At 69.5% G+C, this 22719-nt stretch carries 23 protein-coding genes and 1 pseudogene; 8 read left to right on the top strand and 16 right to left on the bottom strand.

What is annotated here, in order from left to right:
- The first annotated feature begins 31 nt into the window (after nt 1-31).
- On the top strand, nt 32-787 hold the full coding sequence (locus ACIBQX_RS18255) for a sulfite exporter TauE/SafE family protein (protein WP_397005821.1): 756 nt from the start codon (nt 32-34) through the stop codon (nt 785-787).
- 30 nt (nt 788-817) lie between these two features.
- Nucleotides 818-1036: a hypothetical protein gene (locus ACIBQX_RS18250; RefSeq protein ID WP_189142088.1), complete on the top strand. Its 219-nt coding sequence runs from the start codon at nt 818-820 to the stop codon at nt 1034-1036.
- On the opposite strand, the gene ACIBQX_RS18245 is transcribed toward ACIBQX_RS18250, so the two are convergent.
- The 7 genes from ACIBQX_RS18245 to ACIBQX_RS18215 form a co-directional block, all read right to left on the bottom strand.
- Complete coding sequence (locus ACIBQX_RS18245; RefSeq protein ID WP_397005818.1) at nt 1037-1870, bottom strand: NAD(P)H-binding protein; 834 nt, start codon at nt 1868-1870, stop codon at nt 1037-1039. It lies immediately after the preceding gene.
- Nucleotides 1871-1898: 28 nt separating this feature from the next.
- On the bottom strand, nt 1899-2720 hold the full coding sequence (locus tag ACIBQX_RS18240) for a Rieske 2Fe-2S domain-containing protein (protein ID WP_397005816.1): 822 nt from the start codon (nt 2718-2720) through the stop codon (nt 1899-1901).
- A 120-nt stretch (nt 2721-2840) separates the two neighbouring features.
- The gene (locus ACIBQX_RS18235) at nt 2841-3452 is read right to left on the bottom strand and encodes an HD family hydrolase (protein WP_397005814.1); all 612 of its coding nucleotides are present in this window, start codon (nt 3450-3452) and stop codon (nt 2841-2843) included.
- A 1-nt stretch (nt 3453) separates the two neighbouring features.
- On the bottom strand, nt 3454-5643 hold the full coding sequence (locus ACIBQX_RS18230) for a molybdopterin-dependent oxidoreductase (protein WP_397005812.1): 2190 nt from the start codon (nt 5641-5643) through the stop codon (nt 3454-3456).
- 100 nt (nt 5644-5743) lie between these two features.
- Nucleotides 5744-6391 carry a hypothetical protein gene (locus ACIBQX_RS18225; protein ID WP_397005810.1) on the bottom strand — a complete coding sequence of 216 codons (648 nt, stop codon included), beginning with the start codon at nt 6389-6391 and terminating at the stop codon, nt 5744-5746.
- Nucleotides 6392-6607 carry a hypothetical protein gene (locus ACIBQX_RS18220; protein ID WP_397005808.1) on the bottom strand — a complete coding sequence of 72 codons (216 nt, stop codon included), beginning with the start codon at nt 6605-6607 and terminating at the stop codon, nt 6392-6394.
- A 160-nt stretch (nt 6608-6767) separates the two neighbouring features.
- The gene (locus ACIBQX_RS18215; protein ID WP_397005806.1) at nt 6768-6911 is read right to left on the bottom strand and encodes a hypothetical protein; all 144 of its coding nucleotides are present in this window, start codon (nt 6909-6911) and stop codon (nt 6768-6770) included.
- 328 nt (nt 6912-7239) lie between these two features.
- Here ACIBQX_RS18215 and ACIBQX_RS18210 point away from each other — a divergent pair, with 328 nt between their 5' ends.
- Entirely contained in the window at nt 7240-8103 is an 864-nt protein-coding gene (locus ACIBQX_RS18210) for a helix-turn-helix domain-containing protein (RefSeq protein WP_397005804.1), read from the top strand.
- Nucleotides 8104-8156: 53 nt separating this feature from the next.
- On the top strand, nt 8157-8378 hold the full coding sequence (locus ACIBQX_RS18205) for a DUF397 domain-containing protein (protein ID WP_397005802.1): 222 nt from the start codon (nt 8157-8159) through the stop codon (nt 8376-8378).
- 121 nt (nt 8379-8499) lie between these two features.
- On the opposite strand, the gene ACIBQX_RS18200 is transcribed toward ACIBQX_RS18205, so the two are convergent.
- Together ACIBQX_RS18200 and ACIBQX_RS18195 are read right to left on the bottom strand one after the other, a co-directional pair.
- Nucleotides 8500-9948 (bottom strand): catalase, encoded by a 1449-nt coding sequence (locus tag ACIBQX_RS18200; RefSeq protein WP_397005800.1) that lies wholly within the window; start codon nt 9946-9948, stop codon nt 8500-8502.
- An 11-nt stretch (nt 9949-9959) separates the two neighbouring features.
- Complete coding sequence (locus ACIBQX_RS18195) at nt 9960-10367, bottom strand: Fur family transcriptional regulator (RefSeq protein ID WP_397005798.1); 408 nt, start codon at nt 10365-10367, stop codon at nt 9960-9962.
- Between the two features lie 167 nt (nt 10368-10534).
- Here ACIBQX_RS18195 and ACIBQX_RS18190 point away from each other — a divergent pair, with 167 nt between their 5' ends.
- The 3 genes from ACIBQX_RS18190 (at nt 10535) to ACIBQX_RS18180 (ending at nt 14116) form a co-directional block, all read left to right on the top strand.
- Nucleotides 10535-11611 (top strand): CapA family protein, encoded by a 1077-nt coding sequence (locus ACIBQX_RS18190; protein WP_397005796.1) that lies wholly within the window; start codon nt 10535-10537, stop codon nt 11609-11611.
- A gap of 19 nt (nt 11612-11630) precedes the next feature.
- Nucleotides 11631-13424 carry an SDR family oxidoreductase gene (locus ACIBQX_RS18185; protein WP_397005794.1) on the top strand — a complete coding sequence of 598 codons (1794 nt, stop codon included), beginning with the start codon at nt 11631-11633 and terminating at the stop codon, nt 13422-13424.
- Between the two features lie 122 nt (nt 13425-13546).
- Nucleotides 13547-14116 carry a TetR/AcrR family transcriptional regulator gene (locus ACIBQX_RS18180; protein ID WP_397005792.1) on the top strand — a complete coding sequence of 190 codons (570 nt, stop codon included), beginning with the start codon at nt 13547-13549 and terminating at the stop codon, nt 14114-14116.
- Here the strand turns inward: ACIBQX_RS18180 and ACIBQX_RS18175 are convergent.
- Nucleotides 14113-14445: a hypothetical protein gene (locus tag ACIBQX_RS18175; RefSeq protein ID WP_397005790.1), complete on the bottom strand. Its 333-nt coding sequence runs from the start codon at nt 14443-14445 to the stop codon at nt 14113-14115. The two genes, ACIBQX_RS18180 and ACIBQX_RS18175, sit on opposite strands and share 4 nt — an antisense overlap.
- Nucleotides 14446-14611: 166 nt before the next feature.
- On the opposite strand from ACIBQX_RS18175, the gene ACIBQX_RS18170 reads away from it, so the two are divergent.
- A complete protein-coding gene (locus ACIBQX_RS18170; protein WP_397005788.1) occupies nt 14612-15142 on the top strand; it encodes a tetratricopeptide repeat protein in 531 nt (176 codons plus the stop codon).
- Between the two features lie 72 nt (nt 15143-15214).
- Here ACIBQX_RS18170 and ACIBQX_RS18165 read toward each other — a convergent pair whose 3' ends face one another.
- From ACIBQX_RS18165 to dnaK, 6 genes and pseudogenes are all read right to left on the bottom strand, one after another.
- The gene (locus ACIBQX_RS18165; protein ID WP_397005786.1) at nt 15215-15874 is read right to left on the bottom strand and encodes a hypothetical protein; all 660 of its coding nucleotides are present in this window, start codon (nt 15872-15874) and stop codon (nt 15215-15217) included.
- 221 nt (nt 15875-16095) lie between these two features.
- Nucleotides 16096-18666, bottom strand: coding sequence for an ATP-dependent chaperone ClpB (gene clpB, locus ACIBQX_RS18160; protein ID WP_397005784.1), 2571 nt, complete (start codon nt 18664-18666; stop codon nt 16096-16098).
- Nucleotides 18667-18733: 67 nt separating this feature from the next.
- Nucleotides 18734-19021 (bottom strand): annotated as a pseudogene (locus tag ACIBQX_RS18155) (heat shock protein transcriptional repressor HspR); the annotation flags it as partial.
- A 3-nt stretch (nt 19022-19024) separates the two neighbouring features.
- On the bottom strand, nt 19025-20212 hold the full coding sequence (gene dnaJ / locus ACIBQX_RS18150; RefSeq protein WP_397005782.1) for a molecular chaperone DnaJ: 1188 nt from the start codon (nt 20210-20212) through the stop codon (nt 19025-19027).
- Between the two features lie 19 nt (nt 20213-20231).
- A complete protein-coding gene (gene grpE, locus ACIBQX_RS18145; RefSeq protein WP_397005780.1) occupies nt 20232-20822 on the bottom strand; it encodes a nucleotide exchange factor GrpE in 591 nt (196 codons plus the stop codon).
- Entirely contained in the window at nt 20822-22693 is a 1872-nt protein-coding gene (gene dnaK / locus ACIBQX_RS18140) for a molecular chaperone DnaK (RefSeq protein ID WP_397005778.1), read from the bottom strand. The genes grpE and dnaK overlap by 1 nt, the downstream gene beginning before the upstream one ends.
- Nucleotides 22694-22719 lie beyond the last annotated feature (26 nt).

Below are 22719 nucleotides of genomic sequence, written 5' to 3'. Positions count from 1 at the left end.
AGCAATATCGGGGGACATAAAAGGGGTCAGAGTGACGGTCTGGGAGGCGCTCGCCGTGTGCGCGGCGGGGTTGGCGGCCGGGGCGATCAACGCGGTCGTCGGGTCCGGGTCGCTGATCACCTTCCCGACCTTGGTGGCCGTCGGCATCGACCCCGTGGTGGCCAACGTCTCCAACAACATCGGCCTGGTGCCGGGGTCGGTCACGGGCGCCTACGGTTACCGCGCCGAGCTGCGGGGGCAGCGTGACCGGCTGGTGCGGCTGGGCATGGGCTCGGCCCTGGGGGCGCTGATCGGCGGCATCCTCCTGCTCTATCTCGACCCGGACGTCTTCCAGGTGGTCGTGCCGGTGCTCATCGGCCTGGCCTGCGTGCTGGTCCTGATCCAGCCCAGGCTGAACGCGTGGCTCGCGGCCAGGCGTGATCAGCCGCGCCCGCACGGCGGCGCGGCGCTGTGGCTGGGGGTCTTCGGGGCGGGGATCTACGGCGGGTACTTCGGCGCCGCCCAGGGCGTGCTGGTCGTCGGACTGCTCGGCGCCTTCCTGGACGACGGCCTGCAGCGGATGAACGCGGCCAAGAACGTGCTGGCGCTGCTGGTGAACGCGACCGCGGCCGTGCTGTTCCTGCTGATCGCCGACGTGGACTGGTGGGCGGTGCTCGCGGTGGCGGTGGGCGCGATGCTGGGCGGCTTCCTGGGCGCCAAGGTCGGCCGCCGCATCCCCGCGCCGGTGCTGCGAGGCGTCATCGTGTGCGTGGGCGTTGTGGCGATTTTCGTACTGGTGTACGGATAATTTCCTGCTCTTGTGGGTATAAATCCGTACATGAAGGGTGATCGGGTGGAGATCGTCATCGACGCGGGCGGCACCCCGCGCACCTACGAGGTCATAGCCACCCGCGCGGGCCGCCGCGTCGAGGTGGCCACCCGGCGAGGGCTGGTCGAGGTGAGCGAGGTCACCCGCAGCGGCACGGCCATCCGCACCGCCCGTTTCATGTCGAGCCGCATCCTCGCCCTGGTGGAGCACCCCGCCGACGAGAAGTGATCAGCGGAAGTCGGCCGCGTGGTCCCGCGCCCACGCGCGGAAGGTCAGCGCCGGCCTGCCGAGCAGCTTCTCCACCGTGTCGGTGACCTCCTCGGGCGCGTCCACGAACGCCCCCCAGGCCGCCAGCGCCGTGTCCACGAACGTGGCGTCACCCCAGGCCGCCAGCAGTTGCTCCCGCGCCTCCTGCGGCGACTGCTCCTCCCAGCGGACCGCGCGCCCGACCGCCTCGCCGATGACGGCCACCTGCTCGGCCTGCGTCAGCCTCTCGGGCCCGCTCAGCTGGTACGCCGCCCCGCCGTGCCCGGCCGAGGTCAGCACGTGCACCGCCACGTCCGCGATGTCCTTCTCGTGGATCAGCGCCCTGGCGGCCTGCCCGTACGGCCACCGGACGACTCCCTGCTTGATCTGTTCGGCCCAGCCCAGGGTGTTGGCCGCGAAGCCGCCCGGCCGCAGGAACGTCCAGTTCAGGCCGGAGTGCCGGATGGACCGCTCGATCTCCTGGTGGAAGGTGATCGGCTCGTCGCTGTCGGAAACGTGGGCCGACAGGTAGACGACCTTGCGGGCGTGCTCGGCGATCAGGTCGATCACCGGCTGCGCGGCCCGCGCCTCGAACCCGGGCCAGAGCAGGAACACGGTCTCGACGTCCGCCAGCGCCGGCGCGACGGTCCCGGGCACGGTGAGGTCGCCCGTGGCCACCTCGACGCCATCCGGCAGCGGCCCGGCCCGGCCGGGGTCGCGCACCAGGGCGCGGACGGGGACACCTCCCTCGGCGAGCGTGGTCACCAGATGCCTGCCCACATTGCCGGTCGCACCGGTTACAAGAATTCTGTTCATGTGGCGACCGTAGGACCTCAACAAAGGTTTAGGTCAAGCTCGGCCGCACCTGGATCGTGCCGTCGCGCCGGACCCGGGTCTCGAATGTGGGCGCCGGGGCGGTGGCGGGACCGTGCTTCACCGAGCCGTCCTCAAGTCTGAAGGTGCTGCCGTGCCAGGGGCAGACCACGCAGGGCTCGCCGTTCTCCATGACGAGCCTGCCCTGGTGGAGGGGGCCGGCCAGGTGCGGGCAACGGTCGACGAGCACGGTCACGCCCTCGTTGTGCCGCAGCACGAACAACTGCAGATAGCCCAGCCGCCGCGAGACCGCCCGGCCCTCCGGCAGGTCCTTGTACAGGCACAGGTCGTGCCAGCCCAGCGGCACCAGGTGGGACACCTGGGGAGCGTGGTTGGACCCCGCGGCGAGCCGGTAGGCCAGGTGGCCGCCCAGGTAGCCGCCCAGGCCGACCGCTGTGAGGCCGGCGTAGGAGAGCATGCGGCCGGCGCGCTGACGGCCCCGCACCCGCGACACCAGGGACGCGGAGAACAGGCCGAGCGCGGTCACGTTCGACAGCATGTGGACGAAGCCCACGCGCTGCTGCTCGCGGTGCAGCGACGACCAGTCGGTCACACCGGCCGCGGCGGTGGGCAGAGAGCTCAGTATCCCGGCGGCCAGCAGCACCCGGACGGCACGGGGATCGGCTTTGGCCAGATCGAGCAGGGCGGCGGACATCCAGCAGCCGAGGGTGACCCCGGCCAGGGGCGGGTGGAGGGGTTTGCCGGTCGGCACGCCGTGCAGCACGTCCCGCAGCAGACCCGGCCGGATACGCGCGCGTACGGCCTTGGCCAGCCCCATGATCGGCCTGTCCATGGACTTGGACCTTTCGAGCCGATCGGTCAGGTCGACCGGCCCCACGAAACGCCGCAAGTGCCGACGTCTCGCCCGAACTGTCTCTTTCACGACGAGTCCCCTACCCCAGCGATACGGGGGTCACTCGGGCAGGTGCCCGTTGGCCACGGACGACTCGACCAGTTCGCGGGCGTAGGCGCCGAGAGAGGGCGAGCCCTCCGCGATGATCCGGACCTTCTCCCTGACCTGCGCCGCCGTCACCTTGAACAGCGGCCAGGTGCCGCCCTCGGTGTGGTGATTGGCCAGGATCGGCGCGAACCGGTCGATCGCCTTGGCGAACCTGGCCTCATCCGTCTCACGGGCCTCGAACTCGTCCCAGAGTGCCCGTAACCGCGCGCCCTGTTCGGCGGGCAGGATCGCGAAGATCCGGTCGGCGGCGGCCCGCTCGGCCTCGGCCTGCTCGGCCACCGCGACGGGGTCGTAGATGAAGGTGTCCCCGGCGTCGATCTCCACCAGGTCGTGCACGAGCAGCATGGCGATCACATGCTGGACATCGGTCCCCGGTGGGGCGTGCTCGCCCAGCACCATGGCCAGCGTGGCCGCATACCAGGAGTGCTCTGCGTCGTTCTCCCGTCGCGAGCCGTCTATCAGGAGGTTGCGGCGGATGATCCGCTTCAACTTGTCGATCTCGACGGCGAAGGCGATCTGGGTGGTCAGGCGGTCCTCTTCTGGCACGATAGTCACGCGCGACACCCTAATGTGCGGTGATCATACCGGTTGGCGAAATACTCACCGGAACTCCGTTGAACACTGCGTTACCAGACGGTATGTCGATGGCGGACTCGTCGGTGAGCGCGTTGACGCTGACCCCCGCGTGCGCGGCCGCCACCGCCTGCGCGCTGCCCGCGTGTCCCCACCCGTGCGGCAGGCTCACCACGCCGGGCATGATCGTGTCGGTCGGCTCCAGCGCCACCGTGAGCTCGCCCTTGGCCGACCGGACCACGGCCTCGCCGGACAGCCCGAGCCGGGCCACGTCGGCCGGGTGGATCTGCAGCGTGCACGTGTTGCTGCCGCCGACCAGCGCGCGCACGTTGTGCATCCAGCTGTTGTTGGAGCGCAGGTGCCGCCGCCCGATCAGGACGATCTCCGGCGGCTCCTCCTCCAGCCGGGCACGCAGCCGCTCCACGTCCTCGATGAGCTGCGGCGGCGCCAGCTCGACCAGCCCCGAGGCGGTCCTCAGCACCTCGGGGAGCCGTGGCCGCAGCGGTCCCAGGTCGAGACCGTGCGGATTGTCGAGCAGCTTGCGCAGCGACAGGTCGCCCTTGCCGGCCCACTCGCCGTAGGGGCCGAGCTTGAGCATGAGGTCGAGGCGCAGCTCCGCGCCCGTGCGCCCGTCGAGCGCCGCGCGCAGCTCGGCCACCTCGCGCCCCTCGACGCCCGAGCCGGGCGTCTCCACGGCCTTGGCGAGCAGCTGACCGATGAGGAACTCGTCCAGGTCACCCTCCAGCCCGGAGGCGATCATGGTCAGCCTGGCCAGGATCTGCGCCTCGGACGGCTGCCCGTCCAGCGGCAGCAGCGGCGGCGAGTAGCGGGTGTAGTTGCGCACCGCGAGCCCGAGCAGCGCGAAGTCGTAATGACCCGCCTGCAGCACCCGCGGCGGCGGCAGGATGACGTCGGCGTGCTTGGTGGTCTCGTTCAGGTACGGGTCCACGCACACCATGAAGTCGAGCTCCGCGAACGCCCGGTCCAGCCGGTCCCCGTGCGGCGCCGACAGCACCGGGTTGCCCGCCACCGTGACGAGGAACCTGATCTGGCCGTCGCCGGGCGTCTCGATCTCGTCGGCCAGCGTCGCCACGGGCAGCTCGCCGTTCGCCTCCGGCAGCCCCCGCACCCGGCTCTTCCACCGCCCCACCGTGTACGGCCGGCGCCGGCCGCCGGACTCGGTGGCGGGCTTGGCGAACATGGCCCCGCCGGCTCTGTCGAGGTTGCCGGTGAGCACGTTCAGCACGTCCACCAGCCACTGGGCCAGCGTGCCGAACTCGGTCGTACAGGTGCCGATGCGGGCGTAGACGGCCGCCGTCCTCGCTCCCGCGAGCTCGCGCGCCAGCCGTACGATCACCTCGGCCGGCACGCCCGTGCGGCGGGCCACCACGTCGGGCGGGAAGTGCTTGGCGGCCTCGCGCACCTGGTCGAGCCCGTTGACCGGGCCGGAGACGCGGGTCAGGTCCTCGGCGAACAGCGTGTGCACGAGGCCGAACAGCAGATAGGCGTCCGTGCCGGGCCGGACGAACACGTGCTCGTCGGCCAGCCGCGCGGTCCTGGTGCGGCGCGGATCGACCACGACCAGCCTGCCGCCCCGCTCGCGCAGCGCCCTGAGCCTGCCGGGGAAGTCCGGGGCGGTGCAGAGCGAGCCGTTGGACTCCAGCGGGTTGGCGCCCAGCATCAGCAGGAAGTCGGTGCGGTCCAGGTCGGGCACCGGGATGGCGAGCGGATGGCCGAACAGCAGCCCGCTGGCCACGTGCTTGGGCATCTGGTCGGCGGTGCTGGCGGAGAAGATGTTGCGGGTGCCCAGCGCCCTGATGAGCGGCGCGCCGTACAGCGCCCCCGCCATCGTGTGCGCGCTGGGGTTGCCCAGGTAGATGCCGGTCGACTGGCGGCCGTGCCGCTCCACGACCTGGTCGAGGCCCCGCTTGACGGCGGCGAACGCCTCGTCCCAGCCGACCTCCCGCCACAGGTCGCCCTCCCTGACCAGCGGCCTGCTCAGACGGTCGGGGTCCTCGTCCAGTTTGCCGAGGCTCGCGCCCTTGGGGCAGATGAAGCCCTTGCTGAACGGGTCGTCCTGGTCGCCCCGCACGCTCGTCACGTGCCCGCCGTCGTCGAGGGTCAGCGTCAGGCCGCAGACGGCTTCGCACAGGGGACAGGTCCTGTGGACGGTCGAGGTCATCGCCACTCCTGAGTTCGTCCGAGGAACTCATCTTGAACCGTACGGCCCGCAGGGGGAAGCCCCGGAGCCCCCGCGGTCTCCGGGGCTCGCGCGCAGGCCCCTAGCCCAGTTGCGGAAGGACCAGGGTCCCGCGCAGATCAGGCGGCTCCTCAAGCTCGGACCGCAGCGCGACCCAGGCTCGCCTGCCGTAGAGCCGGTCCAGACCGGGGGAGGCGGTGCCGGCGACCTCGTCCCGCCGGACGATCTCCACGATCACCAGGTTGGCCCGCTGCTGGTGGCGGTAGACGTGGGAGCTCCTGGACCAGCAGGCCGCGGCGATCTCCTCGCTGTAGGCCTCGAACTCCTCGGCGCTGATGCCGGCCCTCGTCAGGATCAGTGCCTTCTCGCCCGTGCGGGTCGGCGTGATCCACAGCACCAGGGGGATCCGGCCGGCCCTGGTGTGCATCGTGGTCTCCAGGCAGACCCGCTGCAGCCGGTGCCTGGAGATCACGCACCATACGTGCGCCATGACCCAGTTGCGGCCCGTCCTGGTCACGGCCGGCGCCGAGACCGCGCTGCTCACCAGGATGAACGGCAGCCACGCGCCCTGCCGGGTCGCGCTCAGCAAGGTCATGGCTATCAGAACGAGTGCCGCCACCAGTAGTAACTCGGTACGGATCCGCCAGAGCCGGACGATCGGCCCCGAGCCGCCGGCCGCGGGCAGGTCCTCGTTGGCCGGGTACATCTGGTTCCGTGGGTTTCTCGACACTCAGGACACCTCCTCCGGCACTCGGCGACCGAGCTTGAGCTGGTCGAAGCGCGGGTCACGGTAGCGGCGGGCGCCGAAGCCGGCGCGCGTCACGGTCCAGCCCCTACGGCAGGCGAACTCGTCGGGTTCCAGGCAGATGTCCCGGTCGGCGCGAGCGATGAGATCCTGGATCCAGGACTTGATTCGACTGAGTCTCTTGGTACCTTGTGAGTACATAGAAGACCCCTTTCGCGGCATTATTCGAGGTGGCTTCTTTCGCCGGACTGCAGGCCGACGGCCGCTTTCGTCGCAGGGTGGCAGCCCTTTGACGCGACGAGCGGGGTCGGTCTCGGTCCGGCTCTCAGGTGCTCGAACGAGCGACGGTCGCGGTGGTTCTTCAGCTGAGTGAGAGATCCTTCCGGCAGGTGGCCTCCCTGGGGTAGTCGTTCAGATCCGGGACGGCGACGTTGCCGGTGTGGCGGCCCGAGTGGCCGCTCGCGATGATGGGCGGAAGCTCCGATATGAGGGGCCGCGTCATCATCCTTCGGCCTCCTCTTCCCCCGGTGCCTTCCTGGTGTCGATCGTCCCCCGCGGTCATCTGTGCTGCAATACCTTGCGCAAGAAAGATTCTGTTTTCTTAACATGTTGTTCATGCCCTTGCGGAGCATGTTTACATGCAACTTGCACGCAACTGCGTGCGCCCCGGAACGCTTCTTGCTCCTAGGCTCTCCCCGTGTCAGCCTGCTGGCAAGCCCTGGTGCCACTACACGTGCAAGTTGCAGTGTAAGATTGGGTGAACGGCCCAAAACCGCGGGCTCGAAACGATCCCTTCCGGCTACACCTCCATTTCCGGCAAGGAGAGGTCGACGGTGCCATCGAAGCAGGGCAGTCCCACTGTCCGCAGGCTCAGGCTCGGCCAGGAGTTGCGCCTCCTGCGTGAGCGACGCAAGCTGACCGGAGCCAAGGCCGCCGGCGAGCTCGGCTGGTCGCCGAGCAAGATCAGCAGGATCGAGGCGGCCAAGACCATGCCGGTCGCCGACGACATCAAGGCGATGGCCACGCTCTATCGCATCGACAGTGACAAACTTGACGAACTCTTCGGCCTGTTGCGTGACGCGGACCAGCGCGGGTGGTGGGAAGATTACGAAGACACCCTGCCCGGGGAGTACACAAGATTCCTCGGGCTGGAGGCGGAGGCCACATTCCAGCGCAACTGGGAACCCCAGGTCGTGCCTGGCCTCCTCCAGACCGAGGACTATGCGCGGGAGGTCATCCTTGCGACCCGCGGCATCGCCCGGATCACCCACAGCGGCGTCCGCAGCCGTGTCGAGGCACGCCTCGATCGGCAGCGGCGTGTCCTGCACAGAGCCGATCCATCTCGGTTGACCGTGGTGCTGGACGAGTCGGCGCTCATGCGCCGTTTCGGCGAGCCCGCGGTGATGCGCGAGCAGATGGAGCATCTCCTGGAGGTCTCCCTCCTGCCGCACGTCAGCGTCCAGGTGTTGACTTTGGAGGCACTCCATCCGGTCAACACAGGTGCGTTCATCCATCTGAAGTTCGCGGCATTCGACGATGTTGTGTATCTGGAGCAGTTGTACACTGCTGACTTTGTCGAAGATCTCGAACGTGTAGCGGGATATGAGACCGCCTATGATCATATGCGGTCGGAAGCGCTGGACGAGGATGAATCACGCGTCCTTATCCAGCGTAAAGCAATGCTATGGCGACGTTGATGTAATAGGCACGATAAGGGGCAATGGCGCCCCTTTACCCATTTGGGGAGAAAATGCAGATCGACACCACAGCGGCTTGGCAGAAGAGCAGCTTCTGCAATGGCGCAGCCACCTGCGTCGAGGTTGCCCCGCTGGCAAACGGCAGTGTCGCAGTGAGGGACGGCAAGGAGCAGGACGGCCCCGTGCTCGTGTTCACCCCGGAGGAGTGGGCCGCCTTCACCGCCGGGGTCCGCGAGGGCGAGTTCGACCTGACCGCGCTCACACCCAGCCTTTGACGAACGGCTTCGGCTGATCGCGACAGTGAAGAAACAGTCGTATCCGTACGAGAACCGATAAATATATAAAAACGGCCCGTGTTCCAGAAATATGGAACACGGGCCGTTTTTCCTGGCGTGGTCAGGCGAGGCCGAGGCCCTGGCTGACGCCGTGGCCGAGGTCCTTGTGGATGTTGGTCCAGTACTCCACGACCCGCTTCTTCATGTCGTCCGTCACCTCGGGGGCCGAGGCGTGGCCGACGATGTTGCTCACCATGTGGGCGCGGTCGGTGTCCGACAGCACGTTCTCCCACAGGGCGCGCGGCTGGGCGTAGTCGTCGTCCTCGGCGTGCCTGCCGGCCGCGGCGCGGATGAGGTCGCCCGTGACGTGGTAGTGCTCACCCTCGTACAGCGACGGGTCGGCCGTGGGGCCGCCGAAGCTGTTGGGGGTGTAGATCGGGTCCTGCGGGTTGGTGTAGGCCATCGGGCCGTCGACGTTGTAGCTGTGGACGGGCGACTTCGGCTGGTTGATCGGCAGCTGCAGGTAGTTGGGGCCGATGCGGTAGCGGTGGGCGTCCGGGTAGGAGAACAGCCGGCCCTGGAGCATCTTGTCCGGGGACGGGCCGATGCCGGGCACCATGTTGGCGGGCTCGAAGCTCGACTGCTCGACCTCGGCGAAGTAGTTGACCGGGTTGCGGTTGAGGGTGAACCGGCCGATCGTGATCTCGGGGTAGTCGCTGTGCGGCCACACCTTGGTCAGGTCGAACGGGTTGAACCGGTAGTCCGCGGCGGCCTCGAACGGCATGACCTGCACGTTGACCGTCCAGGACGGGTGGTCGCCCTGCTTGATCGCGTTGAACAGGTCACGCGTGTGGTAGTCGGCGTCCGTGGCGGTCAGCGCGGCGGCCTCGGCGGCGGTGAAGTTCTGGATGCCCTGGTCGGTCTTGAAGTGGTACTTCACCCAGAACTTCGCGCCGGCGGCGTTGTACCACAGGAAGGTGTGGGAGCCGAAGCCGTGCATGTGCCGCCAGCTCGCGGGGGTGCCGCGGTCGGTCATCAGGAAGGAGACCTGGTGGGCGGACTCGGGCTGGAGCGTCCAGAAGTCCCACTGGTTGTTGTGGTCGTGCAGGTGGTTGTCGGCGCGCCGCTTCTGGGTGTGGATGAAGTCGGAGAACTTCTGCGGGTCGCGGATGAAGAAGATCGGCGTGTTGTTGCCGACGATGTCGTAGTTGCCCTCTTCGGTGTAGAACTTGATCGCGAAGCCACGCGGGTCGCGGGCCGTGTCGGCGCTGCCGAGCTCGCCCGCCACGGTGGAGAAGCGCACGAAGAGCGGGGTCTCCTTGCCCTTCTGGAACAGCCCGGCCTTGGTGAACTGGCTGACATCCTCGGTGATCCGCAGGATGCCGTGGGCGCCTCCGCCCTTGGCGTGCACGACGCGCTCGGGAACGCGCTCGCGGTTGAAATGCGCCATCTTCTGGATCAGGTAGTGATCCTGAAGGAGCAGGGGGCCGTTCGGGCCGACGGAGAGCGAGTGGTGGTCACTCGGGGCGGGAACGCCCGAATCGTCGGTGGTGATAGGCCTGTTGGTCATAGTCGCGATCCTCATCTTTGACAGCTCGGGCACACGCCCCAGAACGTGATGTCGGCTTCGTCCACGAGGTAGCCGGCGGAGTCGACGGGATCGAGACAGGGGGCGACCCCTGTCGCGCAGTCGACGTCCGTCACGGTGCCGCACCGCCTGCAGACGAGGTGGTGGTGGTTGTCGCCCACCCGGGCCTCGTAGCGGGCGGGGCTGCCCATCGGCTCGATCTTCCGGAGAAGACCGGCGCGGTGCATCGCGTGCAGCGAGTCGTAGACGGCCTGCAGGGACACCTGGCCCACGCGCTCGCGCACGCCGCGGCAGACGGCGTCCACGTCGAGGTGGTCGCCGGCACGCACGGTCCGCATGATCGCCAGCCGTGCCGCGGTCACTCGCAGCCCGGCGTGACGCAGCAGGTCAGCGTCTCCCATGCACTCCAACCTAGGCCCTAAACCTGAATGCTTCAAGTTTGAGAACCACTCCAGTCTGTGTGTCGCCACTCCCGGCCAGCTGGGAGGACATAGGGGGACAGACACCAATCGGTCGTACATGGCATGCTCGGTCCCTGAAAGTGTGAATCGAGCTGAAATGGCGACCGATGAAACTCCCCCATGCCCTCGCGGTGATGGCTGTCGCCGCCTCCCTCATCGCCTGTTCAGCCACCGAATCCCCGGCACCCGAGCGCGAACGGCAGGCCGGCGCAGCCAAGGCCAGCCCCTCCACCCCCGCCACCCCCGAGCGGCGGCCGTACACGATCTCCTTCGGCGGGGACGTGCACTTCGAGGGGATGCTCCGCCCCAAGCTCGCCGACCCGCGCACGGCGCTCGGGCCGATCGCCGGCGTGCTGCGCAAGGCGGACCTGGCGATGGTGAACCTGGAGACCGCGATCACCACCGGCGGCACCCCCGCCCCCGGCAAGCAGTTCACCTTCCGGGCGCCCCCCACCGCGCTGACCGCGCTCAAGGCCGCCGGGGTGGACGTGGTGTCGATGGCCAACAACCACGGCATGGACTACATGCAGACCGGGCTGGCCGACTCCTTAGCCGCGGGCAAGAAGGCCAGGTTCCCCGTGGTGGGCATCGGCGCCGACGAGGCCCAGGCGTACAAGCCGTACAGGAAGACCGTCAACGGCAACCGGGTGGCGATCATCGGCGCGACCCAGGTGATGGACAGCGAGTTCATCCAGGCCTGGACGGCCACCCCCGACCAGGGCGGGCTGGCCTCGGCCAAGAACGAGGCGCGCCTCATCAAGGAGGTACGCCGGGCGCGCAAGAACTCCGACACCGTGATCGTGCACCTGCACTGGGGCACCGAGCTGCAGAAGTGCCCCAACCAGGCCCAGCTCTCCCTCGCCCCCAAGCTGGTCAGGGCCGGCGCCGACGTGGTGGTCGGCGGGCACGCGCATATCCTGCTCGGCGGCGGGTACCTCGACAACGCCTACATCCATTACGGCCTCGGAAACTTCGTCTTCTACAACTCCAACCCGGCGACCACCGGGCGGACCGGGGTGCTGACGCTCACCATCAACGGCCGCAAGGTGCTCAAGGACACCTGGACGCCGGCGACCATCCAGGGCGGCCTGCCGGTGCCCATGACCGGCGCGGCGCGGACCCAGGCCGTCGCCGACTGGAAGGCGCTGCGCTCCTGCGCGGGGCTGTCCGCCCGCCGCGGCTGATCGTCCACAGGGAGGTGCGATGCGCTGGGTGCGGTCCCCCGACGCGCGGTCCTCTGGCGTGCGGTCCCCTGACGAGCGGTCCGATGGCGTGCGGTCCGGTGACGTGTGGACAGGTGACGTGCGGCTGGCCGTGGTCGAGGAGGGTGACCCGGACGATCCCACCATCGTGCTCGTGCACGGCTATCCCGACACCCACCGCGTCTGGGACGAGGTGGCCGCACGCCTGCGCGACCGCTTCCACGTCGTCCGCTACGACGTGCGTGGCGCCGGCGCCTCCACCGCGCCGCGCGGACGCGACCACTACCACCTGGACCGGCTGACCGCCGACCTGGCCGCCGTGCTGGAGGCCGTCGGCAAGCCCCGGGTCCACCTGGTCGGCCACGACTGGGGCGCGATACAGGGCTGGGACGCGGTGGCCAGGCCGGGCCTCCGCGAGCGCGTCGCCTCCTTCACCTGCTTCGGCGGCCCCGGACCGGGCCAGTTCGGCCGCTTCCTGCGGCACGGCAGGCGGCGCGAGGTCGCCGCGCAACTGGCCAGGTCCTGGTACATCGGCGTCTTCCAGTTTCCCGTCCTGCCCGAGCTGGCCTGGCGCACGGTCCTTCCGTGGGTGTTCGAGCGGACGCTACGGTTCGCCGAAGGGCTCGAGCCGCGCCCCGGGCATCCGGCCGCCACGCTCCGCGAGGACGCCGCCCACGGCGTTCAGCTCTACCGCGCCAACACGCTCACCGGGCGGCCCGCCGCCGAGCCGTACGTGGACGTGCCCGTACAACTCGTCGAATGCCTGCGCGACCCGTTCGTCACCCCCGCGCTGCTGCGGTCGCAGGTGCGGGGGGTGACGCGGCTCTGGCACCGCAGGGCCGACGCCGGGCACTGGGCGCAGCGTGGCGCCCCGGACCTGATCGCCAGAATGATCGGCGAGTTCGCCGAGCACATCGAGGGTGGAGAGGCGGCGAGGAGCTTGCGCGGCGCGAAGGTCGCACAGGGCCGTAAGGCGTTCGCGGACAGGCTGGTGGTGGTCACCGGCGCGGGCAGCGGCATCGGCCGCGCCACCGCGCGTGCCTTCGCCGCGCACGGGGCGGAGGTGATCTGCGCCGACCTCGACGCCGAGGCGGCGCGGCACGCCGCCGACGACATCGCCGAGGACCTGGGAGGTACGGCACACGCGGCGCACCTCGACGTCGCCGACGCCGCGCGGATGGAGGAGTTCGCGAGAGACGTCCGGTCCCGGTACGGAGTGCCGGACATCGTGGTGAACAACGCCGGGAACGTGGTCGCCGGAGGCTTCCTCGACCACACCCTGGAGGACTGGCACCGGGCCGTCGACGTGAACCTGTGGGGCGTGATCCACGGCTGCCGGCTCTTCGCCGCCCAGATGGTCGAGCGCGGCGAGGGCGGCCACATCGTGAACATCGCCTCCCTGGGCGCGTTCACCCCGTCGCGGGCCCTGCCCGCCTACTCGGTCGCCAAGGCGGGGGTGAAGATGCTCAGCGACTGCCTCAGGGCCGAGCTCGCCGGCCACGGGATCGGGGTGAGCGCCATCTGCCCCGGCTTCGTGTCCACCTCCATCGCCTGCAACGCCACCTACGTGGGCACCGCCTCCCGCAAGCTGTCGGAGGAGGCCGTCCGGCGGCGCGGCTACCCGCCGGAGCGCGTCGCCGCGCACATCCTGCGAGCCGTGCACCGTAACGAGGCCGTCGTACCGGTCAATCTCGAAGGGAAGATCGGCTACGCGCTGTCCAGGATCTCGCCCACGGTGGTGCGCGGCCTGGCCAGGTTGGCGGCCTTCCCGGGAAATCCGCGCATTCCCAGGTAACGATCGGCCCATGGGGGGAAGATGGGCCTGTGTCCTCGCCGCAAGTTGAACAGATCTGTGCGCAGCCCAAACCGCTGCGGCGCCAGCCCACACAGCGCCGCAGCGCCCGTCGGGTCGAGCGGATGCTCGACGCCTGCGCCGAGCTCCTCGACGAGATCGGCTACGAATCGCTGTCCACCACGCGCATCGCGGGCCGAGCAGGCGTCGCGATCGGTTCGGTCTACCAGTTCTTCCCGGACAAACGTGCCATCACCCAGGAGCTGACCAGGCGCAACGTCGAGCAGTTCGTCTCCAGGGTCGGGCGCAGGTTCATGGAGGAGGACTACACGGGGTGGTGGGAGGCCGTCGACGCGATCATCGACGAGTACGTCGACATGCACCGCACCGTGCCGGGCTTCAAGAGCCTGCACTTCGGTGACGCCGTCGACCTCAACCTGCTCGACTCCGACTCCGACAACAACGCCGTGATCGCCGGACGGCTGCGCGGGCTGTTGCTCAGTGAGTACGGCCTGGCCGACAGCCATGAGCTGGACGTGGCGGTGCTGGTGGCCGTGGAGGCCGGAGACGCGGTGCTCAAACTGGCCTTCCGCCACGACCCGGACGGCTCACCGGAGATCGTCGACGCGGCCAAGCAGCTTGTGCGCGGCTTCCTGGCCCGCCAGCTCAAGTCCTGGACCCCCCAGGCGAGTTAGCCGCCCCGAGTGGATCCGGCTCCGCCGGGCCGTCCCCGGTCGCCGTGCCGTCCGGCCCGGCGCTCGTCCGGTTCGAGCGCCGCGGCCGGAGGCTGCCGCTGAAGCTGCTTCGGCGGGCCGGGCGGGCGCAGGCAGCGGATCGGGATCGACACCGTCCGGACCCCTCTCGCCTCGCGGGCCTCCAGTCTCGCCTCCAGCGCGCGCAGGCTCCGCTCGGCCGACTCGATGGCCTCCAGGCGGGCCGAGACATAACCGGCGAGTCCGGGAATCACGGCCGAGGCGACGACCGCGCAGGCCAGTGCGAAGGCCATCTGCTTGGACGATCCCATCCCAGCCCCTCTCGCCCGCTGCCGCTGAGCATCGGTTATATGCCCGGTGACGTGCGAAGATAAGCGGACGGTGAGCAGGCTTGGACAACGCGTTGCCATGCCGGCGCGGGATCGGCGATGTGGATTGACGGGGCAAAACCGCACCGCGCTCGGTAGTCTCCAGGTTGTGGCGCATGTGACCCGTGAGCACCTTGATCGCCTGCTTGAGCAGGCGCTGCTGGCCGACGACCACAGCTCGTTGGCCAGACGGCTGTACGACGTGGCGCTCGGCTACTCCACCGGCGACGTTTCCAGGGCATCGATCCTGGTTCAGGCCGCCGAGGAGTGGAGAGCCGCCGGGCAGCCCGCGCGGGCGCTGGAGTGTTTCCAGCGCGCGCTCGAAGACGGTGGCGACCCTGGCTTCGACCCGCGTGCCGGCATCGCCGACACGCTCTTCGAGCTCGACCGGCACGACGAGGCGAGGCAGGTCATCGAGACCATCCGCGCCGAGGGCGAGGTCTCGGCGGCGACCGCGCACAGCATCGCCGAGACCCTGGTCGCCTATGGAGACCTGCGCGCGGGGCACGAGTGGGTGACCCAGGCCGTGCTGTCGTGCGACAAGGACGACCCCGAGCACCTGGCCATGCTGCGCACCCGCTACCGCATCCGGGTCGACCTGGGGCTGCCCGAGGACGAGCTCGACGCGCTGATCTCGTGAGCGGCGCCGGGTGACACCGGGGTGACAGGGGTGCGGCCCTGTCACCCGCGGCTGACGCCTGCCGTGACGGCCTCAGTTCATGCCGAGGCCGGGCAGGAGGTCCGTGAGGCCGGTGAGGCCGCTCAGCGAGTCCTGTGCGTCCGGCAGCCGGCTGCCGTGGGTCAGCCCGTCGACCGTGGTGGGCACCTGCGGCAGAGTCCGGTCGATGAGGTCGTTCTTGATCTCGTTGACCGGCGCGGGCATGTCGAGCGGTGCCTCCATGCCGTCGCCGGCCACCTTGGCGGGATCGGGCAGGTTGCCGAGGGTCATCCCGACGGGCAGGTCGGACACGCCCGGGAGCTCCGGCAGGCTCGGCAGGTCCGGGACGTCGGGGAGCTTGGCGAGACTCGGCAGGCCGCCGGGCCGGGCCGGAGCGCTCGACGTCAGCGCGGGCATGCCGGAGGTCGCGGCGATGCCGCCCAGATCCGTCAGGCCCATCGCGGATCGCGCGGAGGTGAGCCCGGTCAGGCCGAGGCGCTGGGCCATCCTCGCCGTGCCGGTGGCCAGCTCGTCGGTCTGCGAGGTGAGGAGCCGGCTGCCGCCGATCGAGCCGTCGTCCAGGCGGATCTTGCGGAGGTCGTCGCAGAGCGTCGCCGTCGTTCCGGCGCGCACGGTCGTCGGTTTGGTACGGCACTCGTCCGCCGCCACGGGGCCCGCCCCCAGCCAGGTGACCCCCGCGGTCAGAGTGACCATGGCAAGGATGCTTCGGATGCTCCGAGATGACACTTCACGTCCCCCTGATCGTTCTCGGTGATCTGACGAACGCTGAAGTTAGTCAGCGAGCCCACGCGCGTGAGGCGGCTTGTCCGAAGCCTGGAGCGAACCTTAAGGACCCGGCGCGGTGATGACCGGAGCGTGAAACGCCGGCGCCCGGAGGCCGACCGGGCCTCCGGGCACTCTTGGGATGTGCGGGATCAGGCCCGGCGGACCGTCAGCTCGTCGTCGCCGAGATCCACCAGGACCGTGTCGCCGTCGGCCACCGCGCCGGAGAGCACCGCCTTGGCCAGCTTGTCGCCGATGGCCGACTGGACCAGCCGTCGCAGCGGGCGCGCGCCGTACAGCGGGTCGTAGCCCGTCAGGGCCAGCCACTCGCGGGCGGCGGGCGTGACGTCCAGCGTCAGCCTGCGCTCGGACAGCCGCCGCGCGAGCCGGTCGACCTGCAGGTCGACGATCCTGGTCAGCTCCTCGGAGCCGAGGGCGTCGAACAGGATGACGTCGTCCAGCCGGTTGAGGAACTCCGGCTTGAACGCGCCCCTGACCGCGCTCATCACGGCCTCGCGCTTGGCATCGCTCTCCAGCGTGGGATCGACGAGGAACTGCGAGCCCAGGTTGGAGGTGAGGATCAGGATCGTGTTGCGGAAGTCGACCGTGCGGCCCTGGCCGTCGGTGAGCCGCCCGTCGTCCAGCACCTGCAGCAGCACGTCGAAGACCTCAGGGTGGGCCTTCTCCACCTCGTCCAGCAGCACCACGGTGTACGGCCGCCGCCTGACGGTCTCGGTGAGCTGGCCGCCCTCCTCGTAGCCGACGTAGCCGGGAGGCGCGCCGACGAGCCTGGCGACGCTGTGCTTCTCGGCGTACTCGCTCATGTCGATCCGGGTCATCGCCCGCTCGTCGTCGAACAGGAACTCCGCCAGCGCCTTGGCCAGCTCCGTCTTGCCGACTCCGGTGGGGCCCAGGAACAGGAACGAGCCCGTGGGCCTGTCGGGGTCGGCGATGCCCGCGCGGCTGCGCCGTACGGCGTCGGAGACGGCCTGTACGGCCCTGCGCTGGCCGATGAGGCGCTTGCCCAGCTCGTCCTCCATGCGCAGCAGCTTGGCCGTCTCCGCCTCCAGCAGGCGGCCCGCCGGGATGCCGGTCCAGGAGGAGATGACCTCGGCGATGTCGTCGGCGCCGACCTCCTCCTTCACCATGGCGTTCTCGTCCGGCGCGGCCTCGGAGGCCGCCTTGAGCGCCTGCTCCAGCCGGGGCACCTCGGCGTACATCAGCCGGGAGGCGTTCTCGAAGTCGCCGTCGCGCTGCGCCCGCTCGGCCGCGCCGCGCGCGTCGTCGAGCTGCTTCTTCAGCTCGCCGACCTTGTTGAGCCCGGACTTCTCGTGCTCCCAGCGGCCGACCAGGGCGTTGAGCTCCTCCTGGCGGTCGGCCAGCTCCCGCCGCAGCCGTTCGAGCCGTTGCACGGAGGCCTCGTCGGTCTCCTTCGACAGCGCCAGCTCCTCCATCTTCATCCGGTCGACGTTGCGCTGGAGCTGGTCGATCTCCACCGGGCGGGAGTCGATCTCCATGCGCAGCCGCGAAGCGGCCTCGTCGACCAGGTCGATGGCCTTGTCCGGCAGGAAGCGGTTGGTGATGTAGCGGTCGGACAGGGCGGCGGCGGCCACCAGCGCGCCGTCGGAGATCTGCACCTGGTGGTGGCCCTCGTAGCGGCCCTTGAGCCCGCGCAGGATCGCGATCGTGTCCTCGACCGTGGGCTCGCCCACGTACACCTGCTGGAAGCGGCGCTCCAGCGCCGGGTCCTTCTCGATCCGCTCGCGGTACTCGTCGAGCGTGGTGGCGCCGATCATGCGCAGCTCGCCGCGGGCCAGCATCGGCTTGAGCATGTTGCCCGCGTCCATCGCGCCCTCGGCGGCCCCCGCGCCGACGACGGTGTGCAGCTCGTCGATGAACGTGACGACCTGCCCGTCGCTCTCCTTGATCTCCGAGAGCACGGCCTTGAGCCGCTCCTCGAACTCGCCCCGGTACTTGGCGCCCGCCACCATCGCGCCCAGGTCGAGCCCGATCAGCCGCTTGTTGCGCAGCGACTCGGGCACGTCACCGGCCACGATCCGCTGGGCCAGGCCCTCCACGACGGCCGTCTTGCCGACGCCCGGCTCGCCGATCAGCACCGGGTTGTTCTTGGTCCGGCGGCTGAGCACCTGGACCACGCGGCGGATCTCGGAGTCACGGCCGATGACCGGGTCGAGCTGGCCGCTGCGGGCCTGCTCGGTCAGGTCGACGCCGTACTTCTGCAGCGCCTGGTAGGTGTCCTCGGGGGTCTCGCTGGTGACGCGGGCGTGGCCGCGTACCTTCTCGAAGGCGTCGAGCAGCGCCTGCGGGGTCGCGCCGTGCGACTTGAGCAGCTCGGAGATCGGGCCGCCGTCGGCGGCCAGGCCCACGAGCAGGTGCTCGGTGGAGACGTAGAGGTCCTCCAGCCGGTTGGCGTGCTGGGCGGCGGTGTTCATCACGGTCAGGAGGTGGCGGGAGCTCGACGGCGCGCTCACGGTCGAGCCCTGCGCCTTGGGCAGCGCGGCGAGCTGCTCCTCGGCCTTGGCCCGGAGCGTGCGCCAGTCGGCCCCGACCACTTCGAGCAGCGGGATGGCGGTGCCGCCCGTCTGGGAGAGCAGGGTCGTCAGCAGGTGCGCCGGAGCGATCTCCGGGTTGCCCTCCGCGGCGGCGCGCCGCATGGCGCCCGAGAGCGCCTCCTGACTTTTCTGGGTGAGCTTGTAGTCCATCTTTCTAGGCCCCCGGTGGCAGCTCGTAGCGGATCAGCGCCCTGACCATCTGCATCTCGGCGCGCAGCCGGTGAACCTCCTCACGCAGCCGCAGCGCGTCGTTCTCCAGCTCCAGGATCCGCTTGATGCCGGCGAGGTTGATGCCCTCCTCCTGGGAGAGCCGCTGCACCTCGCGCAGCTGGATGATGTCGCGTGTCGAATAGAGGCGGCCGCGCCCCGCCGTGCGGCCGGGGCAGACCAGTCCGAGCCGGTCATACTGCCGCAACGTCTGCGGGTGGAGCCCCGACAACTGCGCGGCCACCGAGATCACGTAGACGGGAGTGTCATCTGACAGGTCGAAATAGTTGGCGTCCATCGGCTACTCGCTTCTGGCCCTCTGGATGAGATCAGCCCGCGGGTCCTCGGCCGCGGTGGCGGTGTTGAACTCGTTGAGGAGCTCGCGTGACTTGTCATCCAGGGTCTTCGGCACGACCACCTCGACCGTGGCGAGCAGGTCGCCCATGGTGCCGTCCTTGCGCGTGACTCCTCTGCCGCGCACCCGGAAGGTCCGCCCGTTGGGCGTGCCCGGAGGAATGCGCAGCGTGACCGGCATGCCCTTGAGGATCGGCACCTTGATCTCGGCGCCGAGAGCGGCCTCGGTGAACGTCACAGGCACGGTCACCGTCAGGTTGTCGCCCATCCTGCCGAACACGGCGTGCGGCTTGACGTGCGTCTGGATGTAGAGGTCGCCGGCCGGACCGCCGTTCTCGCCCGGCGCGCCCTTGGCCTTGAGCTTGACCCGCTGGCCGTCGGCCACCCCCGCCGGGATGCGCGCCTGGATGGTGCGGGTGCTCTTGGCCCGGCCGCTGCCCTCGCACACGGGGCAGGGGTCGTCCACGAGCAGCCCGCGGCCCTTGCAGTCGCGGCAGGGCTCGGAGAAGGCGAAGTTGCCCAGGTTACGGCTGGCCGCCCCGGTGCCCTCGCAGGTCGGGCAGACCCGCGGGGTGGTGCCGGCCTTGGCGCCCGTCCCGCTGCAGGCGGTGCACGCCGCCGAGCTGGTCAGCCGCAGGGACACGGTGGCCCCCTCGACCGCCTCCCTGAACGACAGCGTCACCTCGGACTCGATGTCCTGCCCGCGGCGCGGCCTGGTCGTGGTGGAGGTGCGGGTCGTGCCGCCGCCGCCACGGTTGAACAGTCCGCCGAACAGGTCGCTGAAGCGCTCCCCGGTGCCCTGACCGCCCTGCTGCTGCCCGGCGGTGCCGCCGAACAAGTCCCCGAAGTCGAACGGGAAGCCGCCACCGCCAGGCGCCCGCTGGCCGCCCACCCCGGACCCGAACAGCGTGCGCGCCTCGTCGTACTCCTTGCGGCGCTTGCTGTCGGACAGGACGTCGTAGGCCTCGGAGACCTCCTTGAACTTGGTCTCCTTGGTCGCGTCACCCTGGTTGGTGTCGGGGTGGTACTGCCTGGCCAGCTTGCGGTAGGCCTTCTTGATCTCGTCGGCGGTGGCTGACTTGGGCACACCAAGGACGGCGTAGTAGTCCTTCTCCAGGTAGTCCTTGGTGCTCATCTACGGCCCTTCGTGCTCGTCAGTTTTCGTCTTCGTCGGACGCCGCAGGGGCGTCCCCCGGCTCTGCCACGGCGACCCGCGCCGGGCGCAGCACCCTGTCACCCATCCGGTAACCGGGCTGCAGCACCTCGATCGCGGTCGGCTCGGTCACATCCGGCGAGTAGCTGTGCATCAGCGCCTCGTGGATCACGGGGTCGAACGGGTCGCCCTTCTGGCCGAAGGGGTTGAGGCCGAGCTTGGTGAGCGCCGCCTCCAGTGACTCTGCCACCTTCGCGAAGCCACCGGTGAGCTCGCCGTGATCGCGAGCCCTGCCGATGTCGTCGAGCACCGGGAGCAGCTCCGTGAGGGCGCCCGCGATGGCCTGCTCGCGGACGACGATCCGGTCACGCTCCACGCGCCTGCGGTAGTTGGTGTATTCGGCCTGGACACGCTGGAGGTCGGCGGTCCGCTCGGCGAGCTGCGCCGACAGCTCGCCGTCGGCCGGCGCGAGCGCCTCGGGCTCGACGGCGGGACCACCGTCGGCCTGCACCCGCGCCTCGCCCGTCTCCGGGTCGATCTTGCGGTTGTCGCGGATCACCGGCTCCTCGTGCCCGTTGTCACGCGGCGGCATCACTGGTCCTTCTTCGGCTGGTCTTCGTCGACGATCTCGGCCTCGACGACGTCGTCGTCCGCGGCCTTCTGCTCCTGGCCGGGCGTGGCGTCCTGGGGAGCGCCGTCACCGCCGGAGGCCTGCTGGCCCTGGGCGTAGATGGCCGAGCCCATCTTCTGGCTGACCGTGGCGAGCTTCTCCGCCGAGGTGCGGATCACGTCGGTGTCGGTGCCCTCAAGAGCCTTCTTCAGCTCGCTGAGCGCGTCGTTCACCTCGGTCTTGATGTCGCCGGGGACCTTGTCGTCGTTCTCGCGGAGGAACTTCTCCGTCTGGTACGCCAGGCCGTCGGCGTTGTTGCGGACCTCGGCCTCCTCGCGGCGCTTCTTGTCCTCCTCGGCGTAGGACTCGGCCTCGCGCATCATCCGCTCGATGTCGTCCTTCGGCAGCGCGGAGCCGCCGGTGATCGTCATCGTCTGCTCCTTGCCCGTGCCCAGGTCCTTGGCGGAGACGTTGACGATGCCGTTGGCGTCGATGTCGAAGGTGACCTCGATCTGCGGGATGCCGCGCGGCGCCGGGGCGATGCCGGTCAGCTCGAACGTGGCGAGCTTCTTGTTGTACGAAGCGATCTCGCGCTCGCCCTGGTAGACCTGGATCTGCACCGACGGCTGGTTGTCCTCGGCCGTGGTGAAGACCTCGGAGCGCTTGGTCGGGATCGTCGTGTTGCGCTCAATGATCTTGGTGAAGATGCCGCCCTTGGTCTCGATGCCCAGCGACAGCGGGGTCACGTCGAGCAGCAGGACGTCCTTGACCTCACCCTTGAGCACACCGGCCTGCAGGGCGGCGCCGATGGCGACGACCTCGTCCGGGTTGACGCCCTTGTTGGGCTCCTGGCCGCCGGTCAGCTCCTTGACGAGCTCGGAGACGGCGGGCATACGGGTCGAGCCGCCGACCATCACGACGTGCGCGATGTCGGAGACCTTGATGCCGGCGTCCTTGATGACCTGGTTGAACGGGCCCTTGGCGCGCTCGAGCAGGTCGGCGGTCAGCCGCTGGAACTCCGCCCGGGTCAGCTTCTCGTCGAGGTGCAACGGGCCCTCGGCGGAGGCCGTGATGTAGGGCAGGTTGATGTTGGTCTCGGACTGGCTGGACAGCTCGATCTTGGCCTTCTCCGACGCCTCACGCAGGCGCTGAAGGGCCATCTTGTCCTTGGCCAGGTCCACGCCGTGGGCGTTCTTGAACCGCTTGACCAGCTCGTCGACGACCCGCTGGTCCCAGTCGTCGCCACCGAGGTGGTTGTCGCCGCTGGTGGCCTTGACCTCTACGAAGCCGTGGCCGTCCTCCTGGCCGACGTCGAGCAGGGACACGTCGAAGGTGCCGCCGCCGAGGTCGAAGACCAGGATCGTCTGGTCCTTCTCCTTGTCGAGCCCGTAGGCCAGGGCCGCCGCGGTCGGCTCGTTGATGATGCGGAGCACGTTGAGGCCCGCGATCGTGCCGGCCTCCTTGGTGGCCTGCCGCTGGCTGTCGTTGAAGTAGGCCGGGACGGTGATCACGGCGTCGGTGATCTTCTCGCCCAGGTAGGCCTCGGCGTCCTGCTTGAGCTTCTGCAGCACGAAGGCGCTGATCTGCTGCGGCGAGAACTTCTTGCCGTCGATCTCCTGCGACCAGTTGGTGCCCATCTCGCGCTTGACCGAGCGGATCGTCCGGTCCACGTTGGTGACGGCCTGCCGCTTGGCGACCTCACCGACCAGGACCTCGCCGTTCTTCGCGAAGGCGACCACGGACGGCGTGGTCCGCGAGCCCTGCGCATTGGCGATGACGGTGGGCTCACCGCCCTCGAGGATGGAGACGACGGAGTTGGTCGTCCCAAGGTCGATACCTACCGCACGTGCCATGAGTACGTCCTTGTAGTCAAAGTTGA

The sequence above is a fragment of the Nonomuraea sp. NPDC049714 genome (assembly GCF_044465295.1).
Lineage (GTDB): Bacteria > Actinomycetota > Actinomycetes > Streptosporangiales > Streptosporangiaceae > Nonomuraea.
The sequence above is the reverse complement of the archived record's forward strand: the minus strand, read 5'-3'. Positions and strand labels throughout refer to the sequence as shown.

Bases quoted from the DNA above. Each gene is read 5' to 3' on its own strand.
- ACIBQX_RS18250 (WP_189142088.1), top strand. From the start codon at position 818: ATGAAGGGTGATCGGGTGGAGATCGTCATCGACGCGGGCGGCACCCCG.
- dnaJ (WP_397005782.1), bottom strand. From the start codon at position 20,212: ATGAGCACCAAGGACTACCTGGAGAAGGACTACTACGCCGTCCTTGGT.
- ACIBQX_RS18185 (WP_397005794.1), top strand. From the start codon at position 11,631: ATGCGCTGGGTGCGGTCCCCCGACGCGCGGTCCTCTGGCGTGCGGTCC.
- dnaK (WP_397005778.1), bottom strand. From the start codon at position 22,693: ATGGCACGTGCGGTAGGTATCGACCTTGGGACGACCAACTCCGTCGTC.
- ACIBQX_RS18195 (WP_397005798.1), bottom strand. From the start codon at position 10,367: ATGGGAGACGCTGACCTGCTGCGTCACGCCGGGCTGCGAGTGACCGCG.
- ACIBQX_RS18180 (WP_397005792.1), top strand. From the start codon at position 13,547: ATGCTCGACGCCTGCGCCGAGCTCCTCGACGAGATCGGCTACGAATCG.
- clpB (WP_397005784.1), bottom strand. From the start codon at position 18,666: ATGGACTACAAGCTCACCCAGAAAAGTCAGGAGGCGCTCTCGGGCGCC.
- ACIBQX_RS18175 (WP_397005790.1), bottom strand. From the start codon at position 14,445: ATGGGATCGTCCAAGCAGATGGCCTTCGCACTGGCCTGCGCGGTCGTC.
- ACIBQX_RS18240 (WP_397005816.1), bottom strand. From the start codon at position 2,720: ATGGACAGGCCGATCATGGGGCTGGCCAAGGCCGTACGCGCGCGTATC.
- ACIBQX_RS18205 (WP_397005802.1), top strand. From the start codon at position 8,157: ATGCAGATCGACACCACAGCGGCTTGGCAGAAGAGCAGCTTCTGCAAT.
- ACIBQX_RS18200 (WP_397005800.1), bottom strand. From the start codon at position 9,948: ATGACCAACAGGCCTATCACCACCGACGATTCGGGCGTTCCCGCCCCG.
- grpE (WP_397005780.1), bottom strand. From the start codon at position 20,822: ATGCCGCCGCGTGACAACGGGCACGAGGAGCCGGTGATCCGCGACAAC.
- ACIBQX_RS18230 (WP_397005812.1), bottom strand. From the start codon at position 5,643: ATGACCTCGACCGTCCACAGGACCTGTCCCCTGTGCGAAGCCGTCTGC.
- ACIBQX_RS18190 (WP_397005796.1), top strand. From the start codon at position 10,535: ATGAAACTCCCCCATGCCCTCGCGGTGATGGCTGTCGCCGCCTCCCTC.
- ACIBQX_RS18245 (WP_397005818.1), bottom strand. From the start codon at position 1,870: ATGAACAGAATTCTTGTAACCGGTGCGACCGGCAATGTGGGCAGGCAT.
- ACIBQX_RS18165 (WP_397005786.1), bottom strand. From the start codon at position 15,874: ATGGTCACTCTGACCGCGGGGGTCACCTGGCTGGGGGCGGGCCCCGTG.
- ACIBQX_RS18220 (WP_397005808.1), bottom strand. From the start codon at position 6,607: ATGTACTCACAAGGTACCAAGAGACTCAGTCGAATCAAGTCCTGGATC.
- ACIBQX_RS18215 (WP_397005806.1), bottom strand. From the start codon at position 6,911: ATGATGACGCGGCCCCTCATATCGGAGCTTCCGCCCATCATCGCGAGC.